Annotated in this window: 16 protein-coding genes and 5 pseudogenes; 7 read left to right on the plus strand and 14 right to left on the minus strand. The window is 60.5% G+C overall.

Annotated elements, in window-relative coordinates:
- Positions 1-49 precede the first annotated feature (49 nt).
- Positions 50-1,063 (plus strand): diguanylate cyclase domain-containing protein, encoded by a 1,014-nt coding sequence (locus AB4O25_RS13740; protein WP_026067511.1) that lies wholly within the window; start codon positions 50-52, stop codon positions 1,061-1,063.
- A gap of 12 nt (positions 1,064-1,075) precedes the next feature.
- Here the strand turns inward: AB4O25_RS13740 and AB4O25_RS13745 are convergent, their stop codons facing one another.
- A complete protein-coding gene (locus AB4O25_RS13745; protein WP_017531090.1) occupies positions 1,076-2,104 on the minus strand; it encodes an amino acid ABC transporter substrate-binding protein in 1,029 nt (342 codons plus the stop codon).
- 221 nt (positions 2,105-2,325) lie between these two features.
- On the opposite strand from AB4O25_RS13745, the pseudogene AB4O25_RS13750 reads away from it, so the two are divergent.
- A pseudogene (locus tag AB4O25_RS13750) lies at positions 2,326-3,577 on the plus strand (2-aminoadipate transaminase).
- A 131-nt stretch (positions 3,578-3,708) separates the two neighbouring features.
- On the plus strand, positions 3,709-4,425 hold the full coding sequence (locus AB4O25_RS13755) for a hypothetical protein (RefSeq protein WP_116079741.1): 717 nt from the start codon (positions 3,709-3,711) through the stop codon (positions 4,423-4,425).
- A 61-nt stretch (positions 4,426-4,486) separates the two neighbouring features.
- Here the strand turns inward: AB4O25_RS13755 and ptaA are convergent, their stop codons facing one another.
- Positions 4,487-5,581: a pyoverdine biosynthesis transaminase PtaA gene (gene ptaA / locus AB4O25_RS13760; RefSeq protein ID WP_267864552.1), complete on the minus strand. Its 1,095-nt coding sequence runs from the start codon at positions 5,579-5,581 to the stop codon at positions 4,487-4,489.
- 144 nt (positions 5,582-5,725) lie between these two features.
- A pseudogene (locus AB4O25_RS13765) lies at positions 5,726-7,082 on the minus strand (serine hydroxymethyltransferase).
- Positions 7,083-7,390: 308 nt separating this feature from the next.
- Between AB4O25_RS13765 and AB4O25_RS13770 the strand changes: the two are divergent.
- Together AB4O25_RS13770 and AB4O25_RS13775 are read left to right on the plus strand one after the other, a co-directional pair.
- Positions 7,391-7,993 carry a helix-turn-helix transcriptional regulator gene (locus AB4O25_RS13770; protein ID WP_017531095.1) on the plus strand — a complete coding sequence of 201 codons (603 nt, stop codon included), beginning with the start codon at positions 7,391-7,393 and terminating at the stop codon, positions 7,991-7,993.
- Complete coding sequence (locus AB4O25_RS13775; RefSeq protein ID WP_017531096.1) at positions 7,980-8,858, plus strand: queuosine precursor transporter; 879 nt, start codon at positions 7,980-7,982, stop codon at positions 8,856-8,858. Before AB4O25_RS13770 ends, AB4O25_RS13775 begins: the two co-directional genes overlap by 14 nt.
- Before the next feature lie 57 nt (positions 8,859-8,915).
- On the opposite strand, the gene queC is transcribed toward AB4O25_RS13775, so the two are convergent.
- From queC to hmpA, 8 genes and pseudogenes are all read right to left on the minus strand, one after another.
- Positions 8,916-9,614: a 7-cyano-7-deazaguanine synthase QueC gene (gene queC, locus AB4O25_RS13780; RefSeq protein WP_017531097.1), complete on the minus strand. Its 699-nt coding sequence runs from the start codon at positions 9,612-9,614 to the stop codon at positions 8,916-8,918.
- A 104-nt stretch (positions 9,615-9,718) separates the two neighbouring features.
- The gene (gene cyoE / locus AB4O25_RS13785; protein ID WP_003194050.1) at positions 9,719-10,606 is read right to left on the minus strand and encodes a heme o synthase; all 888 of its coding nucleotides are present in this window, start codon (positions 10,604-10,606) and stop codon (positions 9,719-9,721) included.
- Between the two features lie 11 nt (positions 10,607-10,617).
- Positions 10,618-10,953 carry a cytochrome o ubiquinol oxidase subunit IV gene (gene cyoD / locus AB4O25_RS13790; protein ID WP_003176003.1) on the minus strand — a complete coding sequence of 112 codons (336 nt, stop codon included), beginning with the start codon at positions 10,951-10,953 and terminating at the stop codon, positions 10,618-10,620.
- The gene (locus AB4O25_RS13795) at positions 10,953-11,579 is read right to left on the minus strand and encodes a cytochrome o ubiquinol oxidase subunit III (RefSeq protein ID WP_003176004.1); all 627 of its coding nucleotides are present in this window, start codon (positions 11,577-11,579) and stop codon (positions 10,953-10,955) included. The genes cyoD and AB4O25_RS13795 overlap by 1 nt, the downstream gene beginning before the upstream one ends.
- Before the next feature lie 3 nt (positions 11,580-11,582).
- Complete coding sequence (cyoB, locus tag AB4O25_RS13800; protein WP_003176005.1) at positions 11,583-13,601, minus strand: cytochrome o ubiquinol oxidase subunit I; 2,019 nt, start codon at positions 13,599-13,601, stop codon at positions 11,583-11,585.
- A gap of 3 nt (positions 13,602-13,604) precedes the next feature.
- Positions 13,605-14,546: a ubiquinol oxidase subunit II gene (cyoA, locus tag AB4O25_RS13805; RefSeq protein WP_026067513.1), complete on the minus strand. Its 942-nt coding sequence runs from the start codon at positions 14,544-14,546 to the stop codon at positions 13,605-13,607.
- Between the two features lie 793 nt (positions 14,547-15,339).
- Positions 15,340-15,845, minus strand: a pseudogene (locus tag AB4O25_RS13810) (disulfide bond formation protein B).
- 165 nt (positions 15,846-16,010) lie between these two features.
- Positions 16,011-17,192 (minus strand): NO-inducible flavohemoprotein, encoded by a 1,182-nt coding sequence (hmpA, locus tag AB4O25_RS13815; protein ID WP_017531100.1) that lies wholly within the window; start codon positions 17,190-17,192, stop codon positions 16,011-16,013.
- 147 nt (positions 17,193-17,339) lie between these two features.
- Between hmpA and norR the strand changes: the two genes are divergently transcribed.
- Entirely contained in the window at positions 17,340-18,881 is a 1,542-nt protein-coding gene (gene norR / locus AB4O25_RS13820; protein WP_017531101.1) for a nitric oxide reductase transcriptional regulator NorR, read from the plus strand.
- A 108-nt stretch (positions 18,882-18,989) separates the two neighbouring features.
- On the opposite strand, the pseudogene AB4O25_RS13825 reads toward norR, so the two are convergent.
- Positions 18,990-19,891 (minus strand): annotated as a pseudogene (locus AB4O25_RS13825) (DMT family transporter).
- A gap of 138 nt (positions 19,892-20,029) precedes the next feature.
- Between AB4O25_RS13825 and AB4O25_RS13830 the strand changes: the two are divergent.
- The gene (locus AB4O25_RS13830; protein WP_137220421.1) at positions 20,030-20,902 is read left to right on the plus strand and encodes a helix-turn-helix domain-containing protein; all 873 of its coding nucleotides are present in this window, start codon (positions 20,030-20,032) and stop codon (positions 20,900-20,902) included.
- Here AB4O25_RS13830 and AB4O25_RS13835 read toward each other — a convergent pair.
- Together AB4O25_RS13835 and AB4O25_RS13840 are read right to left on the minus strand one after the other, a co-directional pair.
- Positions 20,899-23,399: pseudogene (locus AB4O25_RS13835) on the minus strand (LuxR C-terminal-related transcriptional regulator). The gene AB4O25_RS13830 and the pseudogene AB4O25_RS13835 overlap by 4 nt on opposite strands.
- Before the next feature lie 184 nt (positions 23,400-23,583).
- A complete protein-coding gene (locus tag AB4O25_RS13840) occupies positions 23,584-24,942 on the minus strand; it encodes a DUF1329 domain-containing protein (RefSeq protein WP_460149667.1) in 1,359 nt (452 codons plus the stop codon).
- Between the last annotated feature and the right edge of the window lie 11 nt (positions 24,943-24,953).

Raw genomic sequence — 24,953 nt, forward strand, 5'->3', positions numbered from 1 at the left:
TGTCAACGTTGGCAGGCCTTTGTCGCCCGCCCAGGCAAGGAGTACGCAGATGGACGATATCTCCGGAAAAAGCTCAACGAAAAATGATTTCTCTCGCCTCAATGCCGATATGTTGCACACCATCCTGGAGCTCTCCAGCGACGGGATCTGGGACTGGAACGCCAATACCGGGTTCGTCTACCGCAACCCAGGCTGGTACGAAATGCTCGGCTACCCCCGCCACGCTCTGGACAACAACGTATTCACCTGGGAAAACGTGATCCACCCCGACGATTACAACCAAGTGATGACGGTGTTTGACGACTACATCAACCGTCGCGCCCCCCAGTATCAAACTGAATACCGCTGCCGCAAAAAAGACGGCAGCTACCTGTGGATCGAGGACCGCGGTTATGTGGTGGCGCGTAACCCCGACGGTTCGGTGGCGCGGATGGTCGGGGCCCTGCGCGATATCCAGCTGCGCAAATATTCCATCGAGCAACTGGAGCGGCGCAATCAATCCCTTGAGGCATTGGTGGCCGAGCGCACGCTTGAACTGTCGCGGGTCAATCAGCAATTGCAGCTGCAGGTGGATGAGAACCGCGTCCTGGCTGAACGGGATGCCTTGACCCTCGTCGCCAACCGTTATCGCCTGGAAAAAGTGTTGCTCCAAGAGTGCGAACGCGCCCAGCGCTTTCACCTGCCGTTGTCACTGATCGCGATGGATGTTGACGACTTCAAGCCGATCAATGATCGACACGGGCACGGCGTAGGCGACCAGACCCTGGTGCAGGTGGTGGAACGCCTGGAAAGCTGCGTCCGCCAGGGCGACCTGTTGGCTCGTTGGGGGGGCGATGAGTTTATGGTGGTCCTTCCCGAAAGCTCATTGGAAACAGCCAAGGCCCTGGCCGAGACTATCTGCCAGAGCTTGAGAACTCACCGGATAACCGACGACGTCAAGGTCACACTGAGCCTGGGCGTGGTCGAACGCCAAGTGAATGAAGCCCCCGCCGCCCTGATGGCGCGCGCCGATCAGGCCCTGTATCGAGCCAAAGCGGCGGGCAAAGACGGCGTATCGACATAGGCCGCCCCGGTATCAGCGCACCGGCGGCGCGTACTGAATGCCGCCGTTGTTCCATAAGGCATTGAGCCCGCGCTTGATCTTCAACACGCTGCCCTGGCCGATGTTGCGCTCGAATACTTCGCCGTAGTTGCCCACTTGCTTGACGATCTGCACCACCCAATCCTTACGCAGTTTGAGGTCCTTGCCGTATTCGCCGTCGGCACCCAGCAGCCGCGCCACATCCGGGTTCTTGGAATCCTTGGCCTGCGCTTCGACATTCTGCGACGTGATGCCCATCTCCTCGGCATTGAGCATGGCGAACAGGGTCCATTTGACGATGCTGAACCACTCGTCATCCCCCTTGCGCACCAACGGTCCCAGGGGTTCTTTGGAGATGACTTCCGGCAGCACCACAAACTCATCCGGGTGCGCCATCTTGATGCGCTGGGCATACAGGCCCGACTGGTCGGTGGTCAGCACATCGCAACGCCCGGCTTCCAGGCCCTTGGCGCTTTCGTCGGCGGTATCGAAGGTGATAGGCGTGTACTTCATGCCATGGGTGCGGAAGTAATCGGCCACGTTGAGTTCGGTGGTAGTGCCGGCCTGGATGCACACGGTGGCGCCATTCAACTGCTTGGCGGCGCTAACACCGAGTTTGTTGTTCACCAGAAAACCGATGCCGTCGTAGTAGGTAACGCCGGTAAACACCAGGCCCATGCCCGAATCGCGGGAGCTGGTCCAGGTGGTATTACGCGAGATCAGGTCGATCTCGCCGGACTGCAAGGCGGTGAAACGTTCCTTGGCGGTCAATTGGGTGAACTTCACTTTTGATGCATCGCCGAACACCGCGGCCGCCACGGCATGGCACACATCCACATCGATGCCGGTCATCTTGCCCGTACTGTCGGGCACGCCAAAGCCAGGCAACCCGTCGCTGACACCGCATTGAATAAAACCTTTTTTCTGGATTGCATCCAACGTCGCACCGGCGTGGGCGGTGCCGGCCAGGCCCAATAGGGCCGTGGCACTGATCGTGGCCAAGGTGGTTTTGAATAGGTTCATGCGAGGCGCTCCCTGTCGGTCCTTATTATTCGGCGCTGCACAGCCCGCGCCGGTTTCTGATGCTGCCGGGGAGAGTGACGGGTTTACAGCGCCGCCACAAACGACCTTTTGGCAACAGCTCCTTCCGATTTGGAATGACCCGGCGATTTTATTTCCTTTGCGCCAAGGCCCCGCCGGCAGCTTAGATAAAAAGACGCCCGCCACTGCCGAGTCCAGGATCCATGAGCCGCGAAACCATCAGCCAGTCGATTTCCGTCGTTCACCCCATCAGCCTCAGCCACGGTAAAAACGCCGAAGTCTGGGACACCTCGGGCAAGCGCTATATCGATTTTGTCGGTGGCATCGGCGTGCTCAACCTCGGCCATTGCCACCCCGCCGTGGTGGCGGCGATTCGTGAACAGGCGACCCAGCTGACCCACTACGCCTTCAACGCCGCGCCGCACAAGCCCTACCTCGAACTGATGGATCGCCTGACCGCGTTTATTCCGGTGGGCTATCCGGTCAGCGGCATGCTCACCAACAGCGGCGCCGAGGCCGCGGAAAATGCCTTGAAGATCGTGCGCGGGGCCACGGGCCGCACGGCGGTGATCGCCTTTGACGGCGCGTTCCACGGCCGCACCCTGGCCACGCTCAACCTCAATGGCAAAGTGGCGCCCTACAAGCAAAAGGTCGGCGTACTGCCCGGCCCGGTGTATCACCTGCCCTACCCCAGTGCCGATAACGGTGTCACCTGCGCTGAAGCATTGAAGGCCATGGACCGACTGTTCAGCGTAGAAATCGACGTCGACGATGTAGCCTGCTTCATCATCGAACCGGTACAGGGCGAAGCCGGCTTTCTGCTCCTGGACAGCGAATTCGCCCAAGCCCTGCGGCGTTTCTGCGATGAAAAAAATATCCTGCTGATCGCCGACGAAATCCAATCAGGGGTTTGGCCGCACCGGCCAGCGTTTCGCCTTTTCGCGCCTGGGCATCGAACCCGACCTGATCCTGCTCGGCAAAAGCATCGCCGGCGGCGTGCCACTGGGTGCGGTGGTCGGGCGCAAAGCGTTGATGGACAACCTGCCCAAGGGCGGGCTGGGCGGTACCTACTCCGGTAACCCCATCGCCTGCGCGGCGGCGTTGGCGACCCTGGATGCAATGACCGATGAACAGGTGCACGCGTGGGGCGCCCGGCAAGAAGCGGCCATCGTCAGTCGCTACCAGGCCTGGCGCGAGCAGCATCTGTCGCCCTACCTGGGCCGCTTGACTGGCGTTGGTGCCATGCGCGGCATAGAACTGGCGCATGCCGACGGTACACCCGCGCCCAAGCAACTGGCCCAGTTGCTGAGCCTGGCGCGGGACGCCGGCTTGCTGTTGATGCCCAGTGGCAAGTCTCGGCACATCATTCGCCTGCTGGCGCCGCTGACCATTGAACCTGCGGTACTGGAAGAAGGGTTGGATATTCTTCAAGCGTGTCTCAAGCAGTTGGTTTAACCCCCGCATCCGCCGGCCGGCAGCCCAACCGCACGATAAGGGCATTGTGCTGCCTTGACCTGATTCCCCCGCCCCCTGAAAATGCGCGACGTTTTTTTGTCTCCCCCGTTTACTGAAGTAGTGAAATTTCAATGTCCGATTCTTACACCGAACACACCGCCGAAGAATCCGTAGTCGCCTTGCACGCCAAAGCTGAATACGAAAATGCCATCAATCTTTCACAGCATGTACCCGCCGCCAAGATCATCAGCGAGATGGTGCTGGACGCGTTCCATACCTCCAAGGAAAGCGATCAGATCCGCGAACTGCGCATCGCCATCCGCCAGGCGCACGATGCCTTCGACGACGACAAAGCCTACGAACTGATGGGCCAGCTCAAGCAGTTGAAAGACGCCGAAGCCGCCGACAACATCGCACTGGAAGACCTGAGCAGCAAATTCTCGATCAGCCGCATCCTGTCCAGCTTCAAGGACGACCCCGAGTTCCAGGAGTTGGTCTACGGCCTGGCCCTCAAAGTGCTGAACCAGTCTCACCAGGCCATCAGCAACCCAAGCACCGGCAAGGGCAAGGCCGCACGCGCCAAGAAAGAAGCCGAAGTGTTTGTGATCAGCAAAGATGGCGTCAGCGTCACGCTGCCCCTGCGCACGCCGCGCTCCAAGTTGAATGTCGACCGTGAAGCCTTCGAGTTCCTGGGTTTGCGCTTTGTAGGCGAAGGCGATGAAGCGGAGTTGGAAGTGGACAGCTTTGTGGATAACGCCGGCATTGAACAGCCGCTGAGCCGCAAGAGCGTGATCACCGCCCTGCAGCAACAGAGCGCGTTCGAAGGCTACAGCATCGCGCAGCAATAACCCCTCCAGGCAACACCGCACAACTGAACGTGTGGGAGCAAACCCGCTCCCACACGTGGTATCAACCGACGCGCTCAACCTGCGCCGCGAACACCTCGCGAAAGCGCGCCATCTGCTGCTTGCTCCCCACCGTCACCCGCACCCACTGCGGCCAGTTTTCCCACACCCGTCCGATGAGTACGCCGTGTGCGGCGAGTGTCTCGATGACCTGCTCCGCCGGCCGCTTGACGTCGATCATGAAACAGTTGGCCTGGGAGGCCGTGCAGGCGAAACCGCGACCCTTGAGCCACGTGATGGTCTCATCGCGCAGTTGGGCATTGAGCGCCTTGCGTTGCGCCAATAATTTCACGTCTTCCAGGCTGGCAAGGCCTCCGAGCAAAGAAGCGCCCGCCGGAACGTTGTCGCCGCCAAATACCGCCAAGCGTTCCAGCAGCGCCGGGTGGCCGATCGCCAAGCCCAGGCGCGCACCGGCCATGCCATAGATTTTCGAAAAGGTGCGCAGCACCAGCAGGTCGTCGTGGTCCTTGACCCAATTGACCACGCTCGGCGTGTCGGCAAAGTCGATGTAAGCCTCGTCCACCACCAGCACGCTGCCCTTGGGTTTGTTGGTCAGCGCCTGGCGGATGGCTTCGAACGGGGTCAGGGTGCCGGTGGGGTTGTTAGGGTTGCACAGGTACAGCATGCCGGCCTGCGTGTCGGCCGCCAGCATGGCCGACACGTCGTGGGCATGCTCGGCGTTGAGGCTCACTTCCTTGACGGGCGCCTTGTGTGACTCGGCTGCCTGCCGTGGCACTTCGTACGACGGCGTGGCCATTACCAGGCCACGGGTTTGGCTGGTAAACGCCAGCACGGCATAACGCAATGCGGCCATGGAACCGGAAAATACCGCCACCTGCGTTTCGGCAAGCCCGTGTTGCTGGGCAAACAAACCGGCCAGCGCGTACATATGCGTGTAGGGATATCGCCCGGCCGTCGTGATCCCGCGCTGCATCGCCGCGCGGGCCGCCGGCGATGGTCCGTAGGGGCTTTCGTTATAGTTGAGCAGCACCTCGTCAGTCTCCGCCGCCGGCGGCGCGGCGACCGCCCAATTCAGGTGGCCCAGCACCGGCAGGGCGGCCCCCAGGGCCAGAAGGGATCGACGGCTGACGCTGACCATGGTGACTACTCCGTGTAGAGGGAATGGATGGGCACTGCTCCTAGTGAAAGGTATGACGAGACAAGCGTCGGATGATTTAACCGAGCCCCCGATAAACGAGCCGCGCGCGACCACTCAAGGCGGGGCTTTTTTCCAGCCACGGCCTCAGCTTTCCCAGTAGTCGGCGATGGGATATTTCGCGCACAGGTGCTCGAGTTCCGCACGCAATTGCGCCTGCATTGCCGGTTCCAACCGGTACTCGTGTTCGCCGAGCGGCGTCACCTGCTGCAGTATTCGGCACACCAGATCGACGACCTGTCGGCAGCCATCGGTGTCGATGTTACGTTGCGCCATGGATCCGGTGCCGATGCTCAACCCATTGTCGACAGCGCACGCGCGGACCTGGCCCGGCACGCGATGCGTGTTCACCACGATGCCGCAGCTTTCCAATGCCACTTCGGCGATGGAACCGCTAATACCGTCGCGCAAGCAGATCTGCACGGTATGGTTTTCACTGCGCCCGCCCACCACTTCATAGCCGCGGGCCAGGAATGCACCGGCCAGCTCATCGGCCAGGCTGCGAACCCGGCCCATGCAGGCGTCAAACTCCGCGGTCATCGCGTAGCCCAGCGCGGCCGCTTTGGCGGCGATCATATTGACCGCCGGCGCGCCCTGCATGCGCGGAAATACAGCCTGGTCGAGCACACGGCTGAACGTCGCCCGCAAGCCGGGCACCTTGGTATGTGCATCGCGACCGCAAAGGATCAGCCCGCCACGTGGGCCGCCCAGTTGTTTGTGAGTACAGGTGGTGGTGACGTGTGCCGCATTGATCGGGCTTGGGTGCCGACCTGTCGCCACCAGCCCGGCGATATGGGAGATGTCCGCCAGCAGGATCGCGCCCGCCTCATCGGCAATTGCACGGAACCGCTCGAAATCCACCACTCGCGAATAGGCCGAAGCACCGCAGAGGATAACGCGTGGCCGATGGGCCAGTGCCAGGCTGCGCACCTGCGCGTAATCAATCAGCCCCTCGGCGGTGGTGCCGTAGCGGATAGCCTTGTAATAGGCGCCGGTAAATATCGCCGGGCTGCCGTAGGTAAGGTGCCCACCATGATCAGGGGCCATGCCCAGCAGAGTATCGCCAGGTTCAAGCAGTGCGGACAGCACTTGGGCGTTGGCATGGGAGCCGGAGTGCGACTGAACATGGGCGTAGTGGGCATCAAACAGTTCACGGGCGCGGCCAATCGCCAGGGATTCGACCCGGTCGACATTCTCGCAACCGGCGCGATGGCGACTGCCCCGCGTGCCCTCGGCGGTGACGTTGACCAGTGCAGAAGCAGACGCCGCCAGAGTGCGGGGTTTTACAGCGCAGGAGGAAGGCACCAGCGACAGGGTTCGGTGTTGACGCTCGACTTCGGCGTCGAGGAGCATCGCCAGCTCCAAGTCCTCGGCGCGCAGATCTCGCCATGCCTCGGCGCAGCAAGTCAGCCTGATCCTGCAGTTGTACGGTGTTGACTGCCATGGGCGATGTCCTTTTCTGGGTTGCTGCTCGTCAGTTCGTCCTGAACCGTGGCGACCAATTAAACAGGAAATTAAACATTTTCCAAATTATATGTTCTCTTTCGTCCGCTCCAACCGAGTTAATGGCCATCTGCCTTGCCTGCTGCCAGCGCCGAGCATCTTGGACTTTATTGTTGAACCGCACGCGTGCAACACTTGCGCCCGCCACGCAGCCATAAACGCCCCGGATGGGCGCTCAATCGCTGGAAAACACCCCATGGCAGCGGCAAGGTCCAACGGTTCTGACTAAAAGGAAGTGGTGAGCACGTGATGCACAGACGCGAAAAAACCGAGCATTTGAAGAGCAACATCAAGTATCTGATCAAAAGCCGCGGCGAGACCCAGTTGTCGTTGTGCAACGCCGCCGGGCTCACCCGCACCACGATCTACAACATCCTCGAAGGCAAGGTCGTCAACGTACAGCAGTCGACCCTGCGCAAGATTTCAGATTTTTTCGGTGTGTCTTACAAAGAAATCGAGACCATCGATTTTGAAGCCAAAGAGCTTATCGAGAGCAGCGTTTCGCCCCAAGGCAACATGAACCCGGCGGCCGTGCCGGTGCTCAAGCAAAGCCAGGTCATGCAGCACCTGGACAAGCGCATTGGCGAACTGGCCACGCTCTTCCCCCTTACGTACTACTTCGGCACGTCCCACAACCTGATCGGCGTGCGGCTGGAGCAGGCCATACCGGGGGTGAACGAGCCGGGCGATCTGTTGATCATCCAAAAGGGCATGTCGAGCGACGATAAGGAAAAGTTGGTGTTCGACAGGGCCACCCAGACGCTGTCTATCCGCCGTGAACCCTGCGCCAGCTCAGAACGCCTGTGTGTACTGGGCGATATCATTGAGGAGCGCTTCAATGACGGCGTATGAAGGCGAGATCGAAAACAGCAAATACAAACTGCTTGGCTTTGAAAATGACAAGTGCCTGGCGGTGATCATGATCATCGCCACGGGCAAGATCATTCGGGTCAAGTTGAGCGAAGTCTTAAACAGCGAAATCATGGACAATCTGAACAAAATGGAAATTAAAAACCTGTACAAGAAGTTTTATTCCCAGGGCGGCGCGGTCACCGCGTACGACCTCAATGATCGCAATGAAAACTCCTGGATGATCTACATCATCCTGAACCTGCTGCTCTTCACGTTTTATATTTTTACCAGCATTGCCGCGACCAAACCGATCTACATCGAATCCCTCGACATCATCGTCACACCGGGCACTTTCCTGTATCCGCTGACCTTCCTGATCGTGGATCTGCTCAACGAGAACTTCGGCCTAAGGCTTGCCAGAAAGGCCATCCTGTTTGCCTTCGCCAGCAACGCGATGATTATTATCCTGCTCTACGGCTCGACCTTTCTGCCCGGCCTGCCAGGCTGGAAGCTCGATGGGCCTTACAACGCAGTGATCGTGCAGGTGTCATCGGTATTGATCGCGTCGTCGGTGTCGTTCCTGGTGTCGGAGAACATCAACTCGTATTTGCTGTGCAAGATCAAAGAGCTGACCAACTCCAGGTACTTGTACTTGCGCATCTTCCTCAGCACGTTCTTTGCGGTGATTATCGACAGCTTCCTGTTCTGTTTTATCGCGTTTTATGGCGCCATGCAGACCAGCGACATTGTGAGCATGATCTACGTGCAGATCGCGATCAAAGTCGGTTTTGCGTTCTTCAACATCTTGCCGGCCTATGGCGCACGTTCATTATTCAAACGCTACCTGACCAACGCCACTGCGTGATCGGCCGTTGCCTGGCGTCGTTGCAGCTGCCGAAGCAGCTGCCATGACGGTCGGCGGTCAGGCCAGTGGCAACTTCTGCTTGAGGCTCTGCATGACCTGCGCTTTGTTCTGCAGGTAATCATTCAAACCGCGCGCGCGCAGGTTGCACGCGTCGCAGTTGCCGCAGCCGGTGCCGATGATGCCGTTGTAGCAGGTCAGTGTCTGCTCACGGACCAAGTCCAGTTGCTGGTAGTAATCAGCCAATGCCCAGGTTTCAGCCTTGTTCAGCCACATCAACGGCGTGTCGAGGCGCACGTCGTATTCCATGCCCAGCTTGAGCGCCTGGTTCAACGCCTTGACGAACTCGTCGCGGCAGTCGGGGTAGCCCGAGAAGTCGGTTTCGCAGACGCCGGTGATCACCGTCTCAGCCTTGACCTGGTATGCGTAAATTGCCGCCAGGGTCAAAAACAGGATATTGCGCCCGGGCACAAAGGTGCTGGGCAGGCTGTCGCCCGAGCTGTTCACGGTGGGTACCGGGATGTTGTCACGCGTGAGGCTGCTGATGGCCAACTCGTTGAGCAACGACACATCCATCACTTTATGAACGGTGGCTCCCAACTGTTTGGCCAACTGTTGGGCGACTTCGACTTCCGCCACATGGCGCTGGCCGTAGTCGAAGGTGATGCAGTGCACTTCGTCATACAGCGCCAGCGCCTGGATCAGACAGGTCGTCGAATCCTGCCCGCCACTGAACACCATAACGGCTTTTTTACTCATTGCTTTGCTTCCTGCACGGATAGGGTTTAGCGCTAGTTTAAGGGTCACTCAATAAAAAACCCCGCGCTTCTTGCGAAGGCGGGGCTTTTTGTTGCTCATGCCACTCAGTGTGCGTAAGTCAGCAACAGCTCTTTGGGCACTTGGAAATCCAGGGACATCATCACGCTGAGCGCGGTGATGGTGAAGATCGAGAACACAAACAGCTTGCGCGCCCAGACGGTGTCATCCACCGCCTTGTAGCCGGTCCAGGCCATGTACAACCAGTACATGCCCATGGCGGCGGCGACGGCGAGGTAGCTCATGCCGGCGTAGCCACTGAAGGTCAACATCAAGGTCGCCACGAGGAAGGCCAGGATGTAGAGCAGGATGTGTTTCTTGGCGACCTGGATACCACGCTTGACCGGCAGGACCGGAATCGACGCAGCCAGGTAGTCGTTGAAACGGAAGATCGCAATGGCGTAGGAATGCGGCATCTGCCACAGGCTGAACATCACCAGCAGCGTCAGCGCGGCCATGTCGAAGCTATTGGTCACAGCCACATAACCAATCACCGGCGGCATCGCCCCCGACAGACTGCCCACCAGCGTGCCGTGAACCGACTTGCGCTTGAGGTACAGGCTGTAGAGGCCGACGTAGATGACAAAGCCGATCACGGCAAACAGCGCCGCCAGCGGGTTGGCCACCTTGTACAACAGCGCCACACCGGCAACACCCAAAACGGTCGCATAGATCAGTGCCAGCTTCAGGGAGATCAGGCCCTGGACCAGCACGCGATTCTTGGTGCGCTCCATCTTGATGTCGATGTCACGGTCGATGCAGTTGTTGAACACGCAACCGGAAGCCACCACCAGGGACGTACCGATCATCGCAGCCAGGAAGATGGCCAGATCGACATGTCCCTTGGAGGCCAGGAAGAAACCGCCCGCCACAGAAAGCACGTTACCGAAAATGATCCCCGGTTTGGTGATTTGGATAAAGTGCTTAAGCGACATCGGGTCTTACCTCACTTCGCCATCATGTAGGTGTGGATGCTGAACATGATCCACAGCGACAGACCAACCAGCAGAACGATCACCAGGCCTGCGAACACGAACGCAATCACGTTCTCGCGCTGGGCCTCGGAGCGGTCCAGGTGCAGGAAGTACACCAGGTGAACCAGCACCTGGATCACCGCGAACGCCAGGACGATCATCAGGGTGATCGACTTCGGCAAGGTCGGGTACATCACCAGGCCGAACGGGATCAGGGTCAGGATGACCGACAGGATGAAGCCGATAGCGTAAGACTTTACGCTGCCGTGGCTTGCATCGTGGCTGTCATGGGAGTGTGCATTAGCCATTACAGAGTCCCCATCAAGTAGACGACGGTGAATACGCAGATCCAGACCACGTCCAGGAAGTGCCAGAACAGGCTCAGGCAGCTCAGGCGCGTCTTGTTGGTGTTGGTCAGGCCGTGCTTATTGACCTGATACATCATCACCGCCATCCACAGCAGGCCGGCCGAAACGTGCAGGCCGTGGGTGCCAACCAGCGTGAAGAACGCCGACAGGAAGCCGCTGCGGTGCGGGCCGTAGCCTTCGGAGATCAGCAGGTGGAACTCGTTGATCTCCATGCCGATGAAGCCCAGGCCGAACAGGAACGTCAGGCCCAGCCAGCTCAGCACGCCTTTCTTGTTGCCCTTGTAGAAGGCCAACATGGCGAAGCCGTAGGTGATCGAACTGAACAACAGCAAGGCGGTTTCGCCGAGCACGTAAGGCAGTTCGAAGATGTCGTGGCCCGACGGGCCACCCGCTACGTTGTTTACCAGTACCGCGTACACCGCGAAGATCGACGCAAACAAGATGCAGTCGGTCATCAGGTAGAGCCAGAAACCGAAGACGGTCATTGGCCCCGAGTCGTGGTGATGGTCATCGTGCCCATGGTCATCGACATGGGCGTGTCCAGCATTGGTCACTAAGTTCGACATGGTTTAAGCCTGTTCCAACGAGGTTTCAACACGGTTGGCCGGGATTTTCTTCTCGGCTACCAGGCGAGCGTGCTGCTCGGCTTCGATGCGCTCGATTGTCTCGACCGGCACCATGTAGCCTTGATCATCACGTGCTGCGTGGACAATGAAGTAGCCGATGGTGCCCACCAGGCTCACGATTGCCAGCCACCAGATGTGCCAGATCATCGCGAAACCGAACACGGTCAACAGCGCACCCATCACCACGCCAGTGGCGGTGTTGCTTGGCATGTGGATCGGTTCGTAGTGCTTGGGTTGCTGGTACGCAGTACCGTCTTCCTTGGCTTCGGTGAACGCATCGATGGTGTTCGCAGTCGGGATCACGGCGAAGTTGTAGAACGGCGGTGGCGACGAGGTCGACCATTCCAGGGTGTGGCCATTCCACGGGTCGCCGGATTCGCACATGTTCTGCTTGCGATCACGCACGCTGACATACAGCTGGATCAGCTGGCAGGCGATGCCCACAGCGATCATCACCGCACCGAACATGGCGACGTACAGGTACGGCACCCACTCAGGGTTGGTGGTGGCGTTCAGACGACGGGTCATGCCCATGAAGCCCAGTGCATAGAGCGGCATGAACGCGACGAAGAAGCCCGAGATCCAGAACCAGAACGCAGCCTTGCCCCAACCTTCGTGCAGCTTGAAGCCGAACGCTTTCGGGAAGTAGAAGCTGAAGCCGGCAATGTAACCGAATACCGCACCACCGATGATCACGTTGTGGAAGTGCGCGATCACGAACAGGCTGTTGTGCAGCACGAAGTCAGCGCCCGGAATGGCCAGCAGTACGCCGGTCATGCCGCCGATGGCGAAGGTCACCATGAAGCCCAGAGTCCACAGGACCTGGCTGGTCATGCGCAGACGACCGTGATAGATGGTGAACAGCCAGTTGAATAGCTTCACCCCCGTCGGGATGGAAATCAGCATCGTCGCCAGGCCGAAGAAGGCGTTGACGCTGGCCCCCGAACCCATGGTGAAGAAGTGGTGCAGCCAGACCATGAAGCCCAGTACGGAGATCGCGCCCGAGGCGTAGACCATCGAGTGGTGACCGAACAGGCGCTTGCCGGTAAAGGTCGAGATCACTTCGGAGAAGATACCGAACGCCGGCAGGATCAGGATGTACACCTCAGGGTGACCCCATGCCCAGAACAGGTTCACGTACATCATCGGATTGCCACCAAGTTCATTGGTGAAAATGTGGAAATCCAGGTAACGGTCAAGCGACAGCAGCGCCATGGTAGCGGCCAGGATCGGGAACGAAGCCACGATCAGCACGTTTGCCCAGGTGCAGGTCCAGGTGAAGATCGGCATGTCCATCAGTTTCATGCCAGGGGCGCGCATCTTCAGCACGGTGGCCAGGAAGTTGACCCCCGTCAGCGTCGTCCCGAGCCCTGATAACTGTAGCGCCCAGATGTAGTAGTCCACACCCACGCCAGGGCTGTACTGAATGCCCGACAACGGCGGATACGCAACCCAACCGGTCTTGGCGAATTCGCCGACGCCCAGGGACACGTTGATCAGCACAACACCGGAAACCAGCAGCCAGAAGCTCAGGGAGTTCAGGAACGGGTAGGCAACGTCACGCGCACCGATCTGCAGCGGCACCGCAAGGTTCATCAGGCCGGTGAAGAAAGGCATCGCCATGAAGATGATCATGATCACACCGTGAGCGGTGAAGATCTGGTCATAGTGTTCAGGCGGCAGGTAGCCAGGCGAACCCTCGGTGGCCATGGCCAACTGGGTACGCATCATGATGGCGTCGGCAAAGCCGCGCAGCAGCATGACCATGGCAACGATGATGTACATCACGCCAATTTTCTTGTGGTCGACCGAAGTCAGCCACTCGGTCCACAGGTAGGTCCACTTCTTGAAGTAGGTGATACCTGCAAACAGTGCCAGACCACCCAGCGCGATCATGGCGATGGTAATCATCACAATCGGCTCGTGGAACGGGACCGCATCCCAACTTAATTTACCAAACATCGTTTACTCCTCTGCCCCAGCAGTTGAATGCGCGCCCGTGTCAGAACCTTCAACCGCGGCCACTTCTTTCTTCTCGTGCTTGACCGGTTTGCCTGGTTTCATGCCTTCGTACTTGTCGACGATTTTCTGAAACAGGTTCGGCTCGTACGCGGAGTACAGGGCGACTGGGTTGTTCTGGCTTGGTTTGGTCAGGGCGTCGTATTCAGCTTGATCAAGCTGTTTAGGTGCGGCCTTGACTTCGGCTACCCAGGCGTTGAAGTCTTCCTGGCTCGTCGAGATCGCTTTGAATTTCATGCCGGTGAAGCCAGCGCCGCTGTAGTTGGCGGAGATGCCTTCCATTTCAGCTTTCTGGTTGGCGATCAGGTGCAGCTTGGTCTGCATGCCTGCCATCGCGTAGATCTGACCGCCCAGGGCAGGGATGAAGAACGAGTTCATCACAGCGTCGGAGGTGATCTTGAAGTTCAGCGGAGTGTGCTCCGGGAAGCGGATCTGGTTAACCGTGGCGATACCCAGGTCCGGGTAGATGAACAGCCACTTCCAGTCCAGCGCGACCACTTCGATGTTGATCGGCTTGACGTCGGATTCCAGCGGACGGTACGGGTCCAGTGCGTGGGTCGACTTGTAGGTCACATAACCCAGGGCAATGATGATGAGGATCGGAACCAGCCACACCGCGATTTCAATCTTGGTGGAGTGCGACCACTTCGGCGCGTAGGTGGCGCTGGTGTTGGACGCGCGGTATTTCCAGGCGAAGGCGAAGGTCATGATGATCACAGGGACCACGACCAGCAGCATCAGCAGGGTGGCGGTGATGATCAGGTTTCGTTCATCCAGGCCGACCTGTCCTTTTGGGTCGAGCAAGGTCCACTTGCAGCCTCCCAGCATTAAGAACATGCCAAGCAGCGGCAAAAAGCCTAGTAATCGGGGGTACCTGTTTTTACTCATCTCACGACCTCTAAAGCAGCTTGCGCAATGCAGTTGGGTTTTGATCGCCAACACTTCACCCTGCCAAGGGTTGGCATTTCTCTTCGATTGAATAAGAGCCTGCCCGTCACGTCACACATGTACGTTGCACGGACCTGCGGTGAGTTCTTATTCGATTTCGTGGTTAAAGGCCTTGTTACAGACCAATTCCCTTTGGTGCGGATAGTTGAAAGGCTGCCGGAACCTGGGGTCGCACAGAGCCATCCATCTGCCCCCTCGACCGCTCCAATGCTCAAATATTGAACAGCACCGGACATTCAGTGCGGGCGATTGTAGTTAGCTGGCGATGTATAAACCATGTCTTATAAAGAAATAATTTTTATCGAAAGCAGCAATAATCCTTCACCAATATCGCAAAGGTTCGCGATCTTATCGCGTTCGATTCTCAACAAAAACCACAAAAATTGCCGTGTTATAGGGCAAACCGCCACACCCCATACGCCTTGTAAGGGCAGGTAAAACCTATGCAAGCCCCCAGAAAACAAGGCATTCAGACATCACGCAAACACGCGTGCGGCGTGAGGTTGGCGGCATTGTCCAAGCTGCAAACTGACAGCACACCCCGGCTGTTTTTTGCAAATTTAAAGTGCGGTTCGGCGGCGTGGAAACGTCCTGCGCCCGCTTCCGTGTGACAACATGTCGCACACTGCGCGCACCCAAAATTGTCCGGCGTCACGCTCTGTTCACAAAACCCGCACATGCAAAAACGCCCCGGCCTTCTTTGTAGAGGGACCGGGGCGTTTGAGCGAATGGGTCAGGCCTTGCGCTGGCGATTGCGATAGATGCCCAGCGGCACCAGGACCACCGTGAGCACGAACGCCACCAGCGCCCATTGCGCCAGCGACAAGCCCAGCACCGGCGGATACGGTGTGCTGCAAAACCATCGACCTGGAAGCCCAGCGGGAAGACCTTGGCCAGCGGCAGGTCATCGACAATCGGTTGCAGCACATCGACGCCGCAGCTCACCTGTGGGAAAAACTGGGTGTACACATGATGCCCGGCCGCCGCCACGCCCCCGAGGGCGCTGAGCACCACCAGCCCTTCGAAAAAGGTCAGCGCACCCTTGGTGCGCATGGCTGCGCCAATGAACGCGAAAAGCGCGATCAACAACAAGGCATAACGCTGCAGGATACACAGCGGGCATGGCGCCTCGCCCAGCACCACCTGCATGTACAACGCCCCGCCGATCAGCGCCAGGCAGATAATGCCCAGCAACACCAGAAAGCGCCGCTCCCTGCCTAAACGCAATTCGTCACTCATCCCCGTATTCCTTAGTTTGGTTGTGCCTATGGGCGCAAGTTTACACACAGGGAGTGGTTAAAACAGAAGGGGGTTAACAGCGGATTAATTTGGAGGAATAGAGAAGCAAATGTGGGAGGGGGGCAAGCCCCCTCCCACACTTTGAACAGTGTTGTTTCGAAAAATCTATTCCAGGGCAGCCGCCGGGCCAAAGAACTCGTAGCGGCTCTGTTTCTCCGGCACGCCCAACGCCTTGAGGTGGCGCTTGATCGCCGCCATGAAGCCTTTAGGCCCCAGGAAGTAGGCGTCCACATCCCGCTGCTCGGGCAGCCACTCGGCCAGTTGCTCCTGGCTCAGCAGCCCGACCTTATCCGCCGCCGCGCTCACCCCGTCATCCTCGGCATAGCAATAGAAGCGCTTGAGCTGTGGATGCTTGGCCGCCAGTGCATCCACCCACTCGCGGAACGCATGCACCCCGCCATTACGCGCGCAATGAATAAAGTGCACCGGGCGCTGGGTGGCCAGGGCCGCTTCGAGCATCGGCAAGGTTGGGGTGATGCCGACGCCGCCGCTGATCAGTACCAGTGGCCTGTCGCTGTCTGCCAGGGTGAACTCGCCCGCTGGCGGGAACAGCTCGATCGTCGCGCCGACCTGCAACTGATCGTGCAGGTAATTGGACACCCGCCCACCCACTTCGCGCTTGACGCTGATGCGGTACTGGCCGGCATCGCTCAAGGCCGACAGGGAATAGTTGCGGCGCACTTCTTCGCCGTCGAGCACCAGCTTCATGCCGATGTATTGGCCGGGCGCGGCCTTGAGGATCGGGCCGTTGTCCACCGGGGCGAAATAAAAGGAGGTGATCTCACCACTCTCTTGCACGCGCTGGACCACGGTAAACGATCGCGCACCGCGCCAGCCACCCACCGCATGGGCTTTCTCGTCATAGATCGCCGCCTCGGCGCCAATCAAAATATCCGCCAGTTGCCCATAGGCGGCGCCCCAGGCATTCATCACCTCGGGGGTGGCAATCTCGCTGCCCAGCACCTCGGATATCGCACGCAGCAAGCACGCCCCCACGATCGGGTAATGCTCGGGCAATATCTGCAACGCCACGTGCTTGTTGATGATCTTCGCCACCAGGTCGCCGAGTTGGTCAAGCTGGTCGATATGCCGCGCATACATCAACACGCCGTTGGCCAGGGCGCGAGGCTGGTCGCCGCTGGCTTGGTGAGCCTGGTTGAACAGCGGACGCACCTCAGGGTATTCGGCGAGCATCATGCGGTAAAAATGGGTAATCAGCGCCTCACCGCCGCTTTCCAGCAGAGGCACGGTGGATTTGACGATGGCACGGTCTTGGGCACTAAGCATGGGAGCCTCCTGGGCTTCTTTACTGACTGCCTTTACCTAGTCAGCATTCATGCCAACTAATAAACCGTTATTTTTCAATAGCTTAAATTATATGTAGTCAGTATGACTTCCCACACTTTATAGTCATAAGGACTACGAGGAGTCATTATGACCGCACAGTCGCTGCTCACCACCCTGCTGCCCCTGGTCGCCGACCTGTCCCGCGACCTGCCCGAAGGCGAGCGCTACCGCCGCCTGCTGCAAGCCATGCGCGCCCTGCTGCCCTGCGATGCCGCCGCCTTGCTGCGCCTGGATGGCGAATGGCTGGTACCGTTGGCGGTGGACGGCTTGAGCGCCGACACCCTCGGCCGGCGCTTCAAGGTCAGCGAACACCCGCGCTTCGGCGTGCTGCTGAGCAGCCCCGGCCCGACACGTTTCGACAGCGACAGCGAACTGCCCGACCCTTACGACGGCCTGGTCGATGGCCTGCACGGGCACCTTGAAGTCCACGACTGCATGGGCTGCCCGTTGTTTGTCGACGACCACCCCTGGGGCCTTCTGACCCTGGACGCCCTCGACACCGAACGTTTCGAACGGGTTGAGCTCGACGCCCTGCAAGCCTTCGCCAGCCTCGCCGCCGCCACCGTCAACGTCGCCGAACGCATCGAACGCCTGGCCCTGCGTGCCGAAGACGAACACCAGCGCGCCGAGATCTACCGTCAGGCCAGCGGCCAGCAACACAACGAGATGATCGGCCAAAGCAAGGCTCATAAACGCCTGGTCGAGGAAATCAAACTGGTGGGCGGCAGCGACCTGACCGTGCTGATCACCGGCGAAACCGGAGTGGGCAAGGAGCTCGTGGCCCAGGCCATTCACGCGGCATCAACCCGTGCGGACAAACCGCTGATCAGCCTCAACTGCGCAGCCCTGCCGGAAACCCTGGTGGAAAGCGAGCTGTTCGGCCACGTCCGCGGCGCCTTTACCGGCGCGTTGAACGAGCGCCGGGGCAAGTTCGAACTGGCCAATGGCGGCACGTTGTTCCTGGATGAAGTGGGCGAACTGTCGCTGGCCGTGCAAGCCAAGCTGCTGCGGGTACTGCAAAGCGGCCAGTTGCAGCGCCTGGGGTCGGACAAGGAGCACCAGGTGGATGTGCGCCTGATCGCCGCCACCAACCGCGACCTCGCCGATGAAGTGCGCAACGGCCGCTACCGCGCCGATTTCTACCACCGCCTCAGCGTGTACCCGTTGCAAGTGCCCGCGCTGCGCGAGCGCGGACGTGATGTATTGCTGCTGGCGGGTTTCTTCCTGGAGCAGAACCGCTCACGCATGGGCCTGGGCAGCCTGCGCCTGGGCAGCGACGCCCAGGCGGCACTGTTGGCCTATAACTGGCCAGGCAATGTGCGCGAACTGGAGCATCTGATCGGACGCAGCGCGTTGAAAGCCCTGGGCAACTGTCGCGAACGTCCGAAGATTCTCAGCCTGAGCGCCCAGGACCTGGACTTGCCTGATGTCGGCGCACCGGTCGCTGACGCGCCCAGCCCAGTGGCGCCGATAACCGGCGATCTGCGCCAGGCCACCGAGCACTACCAGCGCCAGGTGATCAACGCCTGCCTCGAACGCCACCAGCACAACTGGGCCGGCGCCGCCCGCGAACTGGGCCTGGACCGCGCCAACCTGGGCCGCATGGCCAAGCGCCTTGGCCTCAAATAACCACACAACTGGATCAAATGTATGAAATGCAGGAAATGTGGGAGAGGGCTTGCCCCGCTATAGCGGTCTGGCTGACACACTGCCATCGGAGGCAAGTCCCCTCCCACATTAGACGGTCTTCGCCTGGAAGGCCGGGCTGGCAGACTTCGGCTTACGAAACACCAACACATTCCCCACCATCACCAGCACCAACCCCGCCAACGCCGGCGCGGTCCACTGGTAGCCCTCGACAAACGCCGACACATTCAGCGCCACCACCGGAAACAGCACCGTGCAATACGCCGCCCGCTCCGGCCCCATGCGCCCCACCAAGGTGAGGTAGGCGGTAAAGCCGATCACCGACCCGGGAATCACCAGGTACCACAAGGCACCGATATAGCGTGCGCTCCAGTCCATCTCAAACGGATCCCGCTTACCGCGCAATAGGTCGCCAGCATCGCGGCGCCATAGGCCATGCCCCAGGCATTGGTCGTCAACGGCTTGAGCCCGGCCTTCTGTTGCAGGCTCGACAACATATTGCCCGCCGAGAAGCACATCGTACCCAGCAACGCCAAGCCGAGGCCGAGCAAGGTCTGCGGGCTGGCGGTATGCCCCACCAGTTCCGGCCAGAACAGCAAACCCAGGCCCGCCAGGCCGAGACCGCCGCCCATCAATACATTGCGCGCCACGCGCTGGCCGAAGAACACACGGGCGTTGAGGGCGTTCCACAACGTGGCCGTGGAAAATACCACCGCCACCAGGCCGCTGGGGATCCATTGGCTGGCGGTCAGGAAGCACATGAAATTGATGCAGAACAGGCACAGGCCCTGGGCCAGGCAGATCAGGTGCCCGCGTCGGTTCATCACCTGCAACTTGCGGCTGAGCAGCAACAACACAAACAGCACCAGCGCCGCGAGGCCGAAGCGATAGACGATGGACACCGGAATCGCCACCACGCCCAACTGCCATTTGAGTGCGATCCAGGTGGTACCCCAGATCAGCACGGTGAGTAGATACAGAGAAAGGTTCATAGCGGGCTCCATCGGTTGAGCCACAGTGTCGCCTTGAACCCGTACACCGTTCTTGCACAATCTTGCGCTTTTGTCGGGCGCCCGGATCACAGCGCAGGCTTCGCGGAGTAGGATGCAAAGCGTCGGAGAACACTCACCATGCCAGACCTGGAATCCCTGCAAGTCTTTCAAGCCCTTAACCGCTCGCCCAACGCACGCCTTGAAGCCTGCGCCGAGCTCGGTGACGGCTTGTCCGCAGCCTTGTGGAGCAACCACCACGACGCCCAGGATTACCAGGCGCCCAGCCATCACACTTTGTCCTGTTACATCGGCGGCGGCACCGGCACGTTTCGGCGTGACCAACCGGGCACCAAGGGTGGGCCCGACAAGTTGTGCATCCTGCCGGCCGAGCACCAGTCGGCGTGGGTGATCAACGGTGAGATCCGCCTGGCCCATGTGTATTTCAGCGCGGAGCAATTTGCCCTGGGTTGCGTCACCCTGCTCGACCGCGAACCGCGCGCGCTGGAGCTGCGCGAAAGCACCTTCCTGGAAGACGCCCGCCAGGCCCGGCGCTTCCACCAGCTCATCGCCCTCAACTGGGCCGAGCCCGCCGAACGCTTGCTGACCAGCAGCCTGGCCCATGAAATGCTCAGCCACACCTTGCTCAGCCAAGTCGGCAGCCGCGAAGGCCTGCGCCTCAAAGGTGGCTTGGCGGCATACCAGCGACGGCTATTGGTGGACTACATCGAGCAACACCTGGAAGAGCCGATCAGCCTCGGGCAACTGGCCGGGCTGTGTGCGCTGTCGCACTACCACTTCGCGCGGATGTTCCGCCAAAGCTTCGGCCTGCCGCCCCACCAGTACCTGCTGGCGCGCCGGCTCAGCCGCGCGCAACACCTGCTGCGCAGCGGCGCCCTGGCCCTGGGTGAAATTGCCTTGCTGTGCGGGTTTTCCAGCGCCAGCCACTTCACCCATCGCTTCCGCCAGGCCATGGGCGCGGCGCCTGGCGATTACCGCCAGGCCTTCATTTAAACCATCAAGCCCAGCGTCTTGGCCTTGGCCACCGCTTGGGTGCGTCGCTCCACCCCGAGCTTGCTGTGGATACGCCGCGCGTGGGTCTTGACGGTGTGCAGGGAAATAAACAGCCGGTCGGCGATTTCCAGGTTGGAACTGCCCAACGCGATCAACTGCAACACCTCCAACTCACGCTGGCTCAAGGGGTTTTCCACTGCCCCCGAAGTGCATGCGCGGGGTTCCATGCCCAGTTCACTCAACAACCCCGGCGAGCGTAGTCGCAGCTCGCGGATCGCTTGTTGCACCTGGCAACGCTCGGCCAACTCCAAGCCGTTTTGCAGCGAGCGACGCGCCAACGCGGGCTCGCCGACGTGCCAGGCGACTTCCCCAAGCACCAGGTGCAGTTCGGTTTCCAGGCAGAGCATGCCGCGCTGATGAGTCGCCTGCAGCAAGGCACTGAGCCGCGCCACCGGTTGCTCGGCGCAACCGAGCTTCACCTCCGCCAACACCAGCAGGTATTCGAGGCGCGGGATCAATTCCAGGGTGGCCGGCGGCGCTTGTTTGGCCTGGGGCCCACGGAAGTGGCGCAATACGCGACGCATCGCTTCCACGGTCAGTTCGGCGCGGCCCTGCTGCAACCAGAAGTGCCCACTGACCAACAACAGCACGGCGCGGTACACCGTGTCCGGCACCTGGCGTTGCTGCATCAGCCGCTCGGCCTCGCGCAACTGGAAAAATGCCTGGGCGTAATCGCCATGATTGGCAGCCACCAGCGCCAGGCCGAGAAACCCGTAGAGCACGCGTTTGTCCTGGCTGTGCAGGCACATCTTCATGCCGCTCTCGAAACACTCCACCGCCAGGCTATCCTGCCCCTGGCGCAGGGCCAGATGCCCACGGCGCAGAGCGATACGCCCAACCAACGGGCCCGCGCTGAGCCGCTGTTTAAGCAACATCGCCTGCACCCCTTCCAGCAGGCTTTGCGCACGGTAAGGCGCGCCGCGCTGTTCCAGCAACTGGGCGTGATCCAGCTCGAGCAGCGCCTCCAGCAACAATGAGCCATGGGCGCGAGCCAGGCACAACGCCTCGCGGTTCAGGCCCTGGGCCACGTCCAGTTCACCGCGCAGCAAGGCTTGCTGGGTCAGCCCCGACAGGCACATCAGGCGCGAGGTCCAGGCGCTGTCGGGCAAGGCTTGCAGGGCTTCCAGAAAATGCCCGCGAGAACCCTCGGCATCGCCGCCCAGGTGCAACAGCCAGCCCCACTGCGCCTGCCAGCGCGCCAGCAAATGTCGCTGGCGGGGCGCCGTGGATTGCGGGGCAAACCGCGCGAGCTGATCGATGCACACCGCCGCCTGATCGAAGCGCCCGGCGAACAGCAGCGCCGCCGTCAGCAGGCCCACCAGTTGCGCCGAACCGAGCATCAATTCATCGCCGTGCTGTTCATGCAGACGCAACAGCAGCGCGGCGTTTTGCTGGCGGAACAGGTCCTCGAAACTGAAGTGCTGCAACAGGCTCACCGCCACTTCATATTCTTCGGCCAACAGCGCCTGCTCGAAGGCGGCCTGCCAGTCCTGTTCGGCGCAGAACCATTGGCAGGCGCGCCGGTGCCACGAGCGCTTGGCCGGCCAGGGTGCGTTGCGCATCAACTGCGCCAGCGGCGGAAAAACCTGCAGCCAGTCGCTGTCTTCCCACGGCTGGATAAATGCACCGAGGGCCTGTAGATCGCGCAGATACTGGTCGCCATCACCGGCGCCGAACAGATGCTCGCACAGGCCAATGTTGAAACGCGGCAGATGGGCCAGCACCTGCCAGGCCTCCGTCAGTTCGGGCGGCAGGGTGCTGAAGAGTTCATGTTGCAGGTAATCGAGCAGGGTTTTGTCGGGATGGCCGTCGCCCAGCAAGGCGATGCGCACCCCGGCGCACCAGCCGGCGCTGAACTGCAACACACTGTCCAGCGTCTGCCCCGGCGCATGGCTGAGCAGTTGCTGGATTTCCGCCGGGTTGAACGCCAGTTCGGCGCCACATTCGAGCAGCTCATCGTCGAGCAGCAGCCGCGGCCAGTTACACGCCGGCCGCCGTCGCGCGCCCAGCCACCAGGTCAGCGCCGGGCTGCTGGCAATGAGTAGGCGATCGAGCAAGGCGTCGGTGGCAGGAGCGGGCAAGCGGCAAAATCATCGAGGAACAGCCAGGCAGGGGTCTGCCAACGGCTGAGGTCCAGCAACAAGGTGGCTTCATCGGTAAACGTCAGGCCCAGGTTCTGCGCCAGGTGTCGGCACAGGTCGAGCGGGCTGAGGGCCACGCCATTGAGGGGCAGCCAATACACCTGGCAACCCGTCGGCGCCTGCAATGCGCATTCAGCGAGCAAGGCACTCTTGCCGCTGCCGCCGGGAGCGCACAACAACTTGACCCGTACCTGCGCCGCCAGCAACGGCTCGGCCAGGCGCGGGCGCAGCAGATGATGGGCGGACAGCCGAGGCATGAATCCAGGACGGTCCAGGCAGCGTGTCATGGCAGTCATTGCTGCATCCTGCGTTTTTATTGTTATGCAACGTGATGCGTACCCTAGTCCTGAGGCGGGCGGTTGTTGAAGAAGTATTCAGCGGGGTGATTGAGGGCCATGCATAGAACCCCATGTGTACAAAACCAGTGTGGGAGGGGGCAGCAAGCCCCCTCCCAGATTTTGCCTCCACTTCGATCCGGGATCAGCGCACGCCCTCAGCCCGCAAGGCCGCCGGGGTGTAGTCCGCCGCCTTGGCCGCGAAGCCGAACACGAAGTTGCTTTTCTCCTCGTTTTTCATGCCCAGTGCGATGTAGCGCCCGGCGATCAGGTCATACAGGGTTTCCACCGTGTAGGCCGGCACCTGGTGGTCGTAGTAGAACTGCGCATGGCCTTCGGCAACCCGCCACAGTTGGCCGCGGCCGTCGTAGTGATCCACCAGCGCGACTTGCCAGCTGTCTTCGTCGATGTACATGTGGCGCTTGGCATAGATATGCCGCTCGCTGGGCTTGACCGTACCGACCACTTCCCACACCCGGTGCAGTTCGTAACGGGTCAGGTCCTGGTTGATGTGCCCGGCCTTGATGATGTCGTCGTACTTGAGCGAGGGCGAGTCGAGCTTGTAGCTGTTGTAGGGGATGTACATCTCTTTTTTGCCCACCAGCTTCCAGTCATAGCGGTCGGGTGCGCCGGAGAACATGTCGAAGTTGTCGGTGGTGCGCAGGCCGTCGGAGGCGGTGCCCGGGCCGTCGTAGGACACTTGCGGCGCACGTCGCACGCGGCGTTGGCCGGCGTTGTAGATCCAGGCCAGGCGTGGCTCCTTCACTTGGTCGAGGGTTTCATGCACCAACAGCACGTTGCCCGCCAGGCGCGCAGGGGCGGTGACCGATTGCTTGAAATAGCTGAGCACGTTGGCCGCCTTGGCCTGATCGATATCCGGGATCGCTTGCGGCACCGCCACTTCTTCTTCGAAGCGGATCGGCGTGTAGCTGCCGTTGGTCTGCGGGGTGGCCTGGGTGATGATGCGGCGCAAGTTACCGCCGTGGTAACGGGTGATGTGGTTCCACAGCACCTCCACGCCGTTCTTCGGAATCGGGAATGCGTAGTAACGGTTGCCGGTGAAGTTTTCCAGGCCGTTACCGTCATTGATCGCCTTGACGTTCAGCGCGCTGCGCTTGATCGACTCGTAGATATCCGCCGGCAGGTTGACCGTACGGTGGCTGGGGTACACCGGGATCTTGTAGGTCTCGGGGTAGCGCTTGAACATCGCCACCTGGCCGTCGGAGAGCTTGTCTTTGTACTTGTCGACGGTGGCGGCGGTGATCACGAACAGCGGTTTTTCGCTGGCGAATGGGTCGGCAAGGAAACCTTTGCTGTCCACCGCGCCGGCGTTTTTCGGGATGCCGCCGGTCCAGGCCGGGATCGAGCCGTCGGCGTTGCCGGCCTTTTCGGCACCGACCGGGGTCAGGGTGGTGCCCAGCTTGGCGGCTTCTTCCGGCGACACCGCCGCCATCACGTGGGCGGCCAACAGACTCAGGGCCAATACTGCAATTGTCTTACGCATAGGTTCTTGTC

This window comes from Pseudomonas sp. S3_A03 (genome assembly GCF_054668275.1).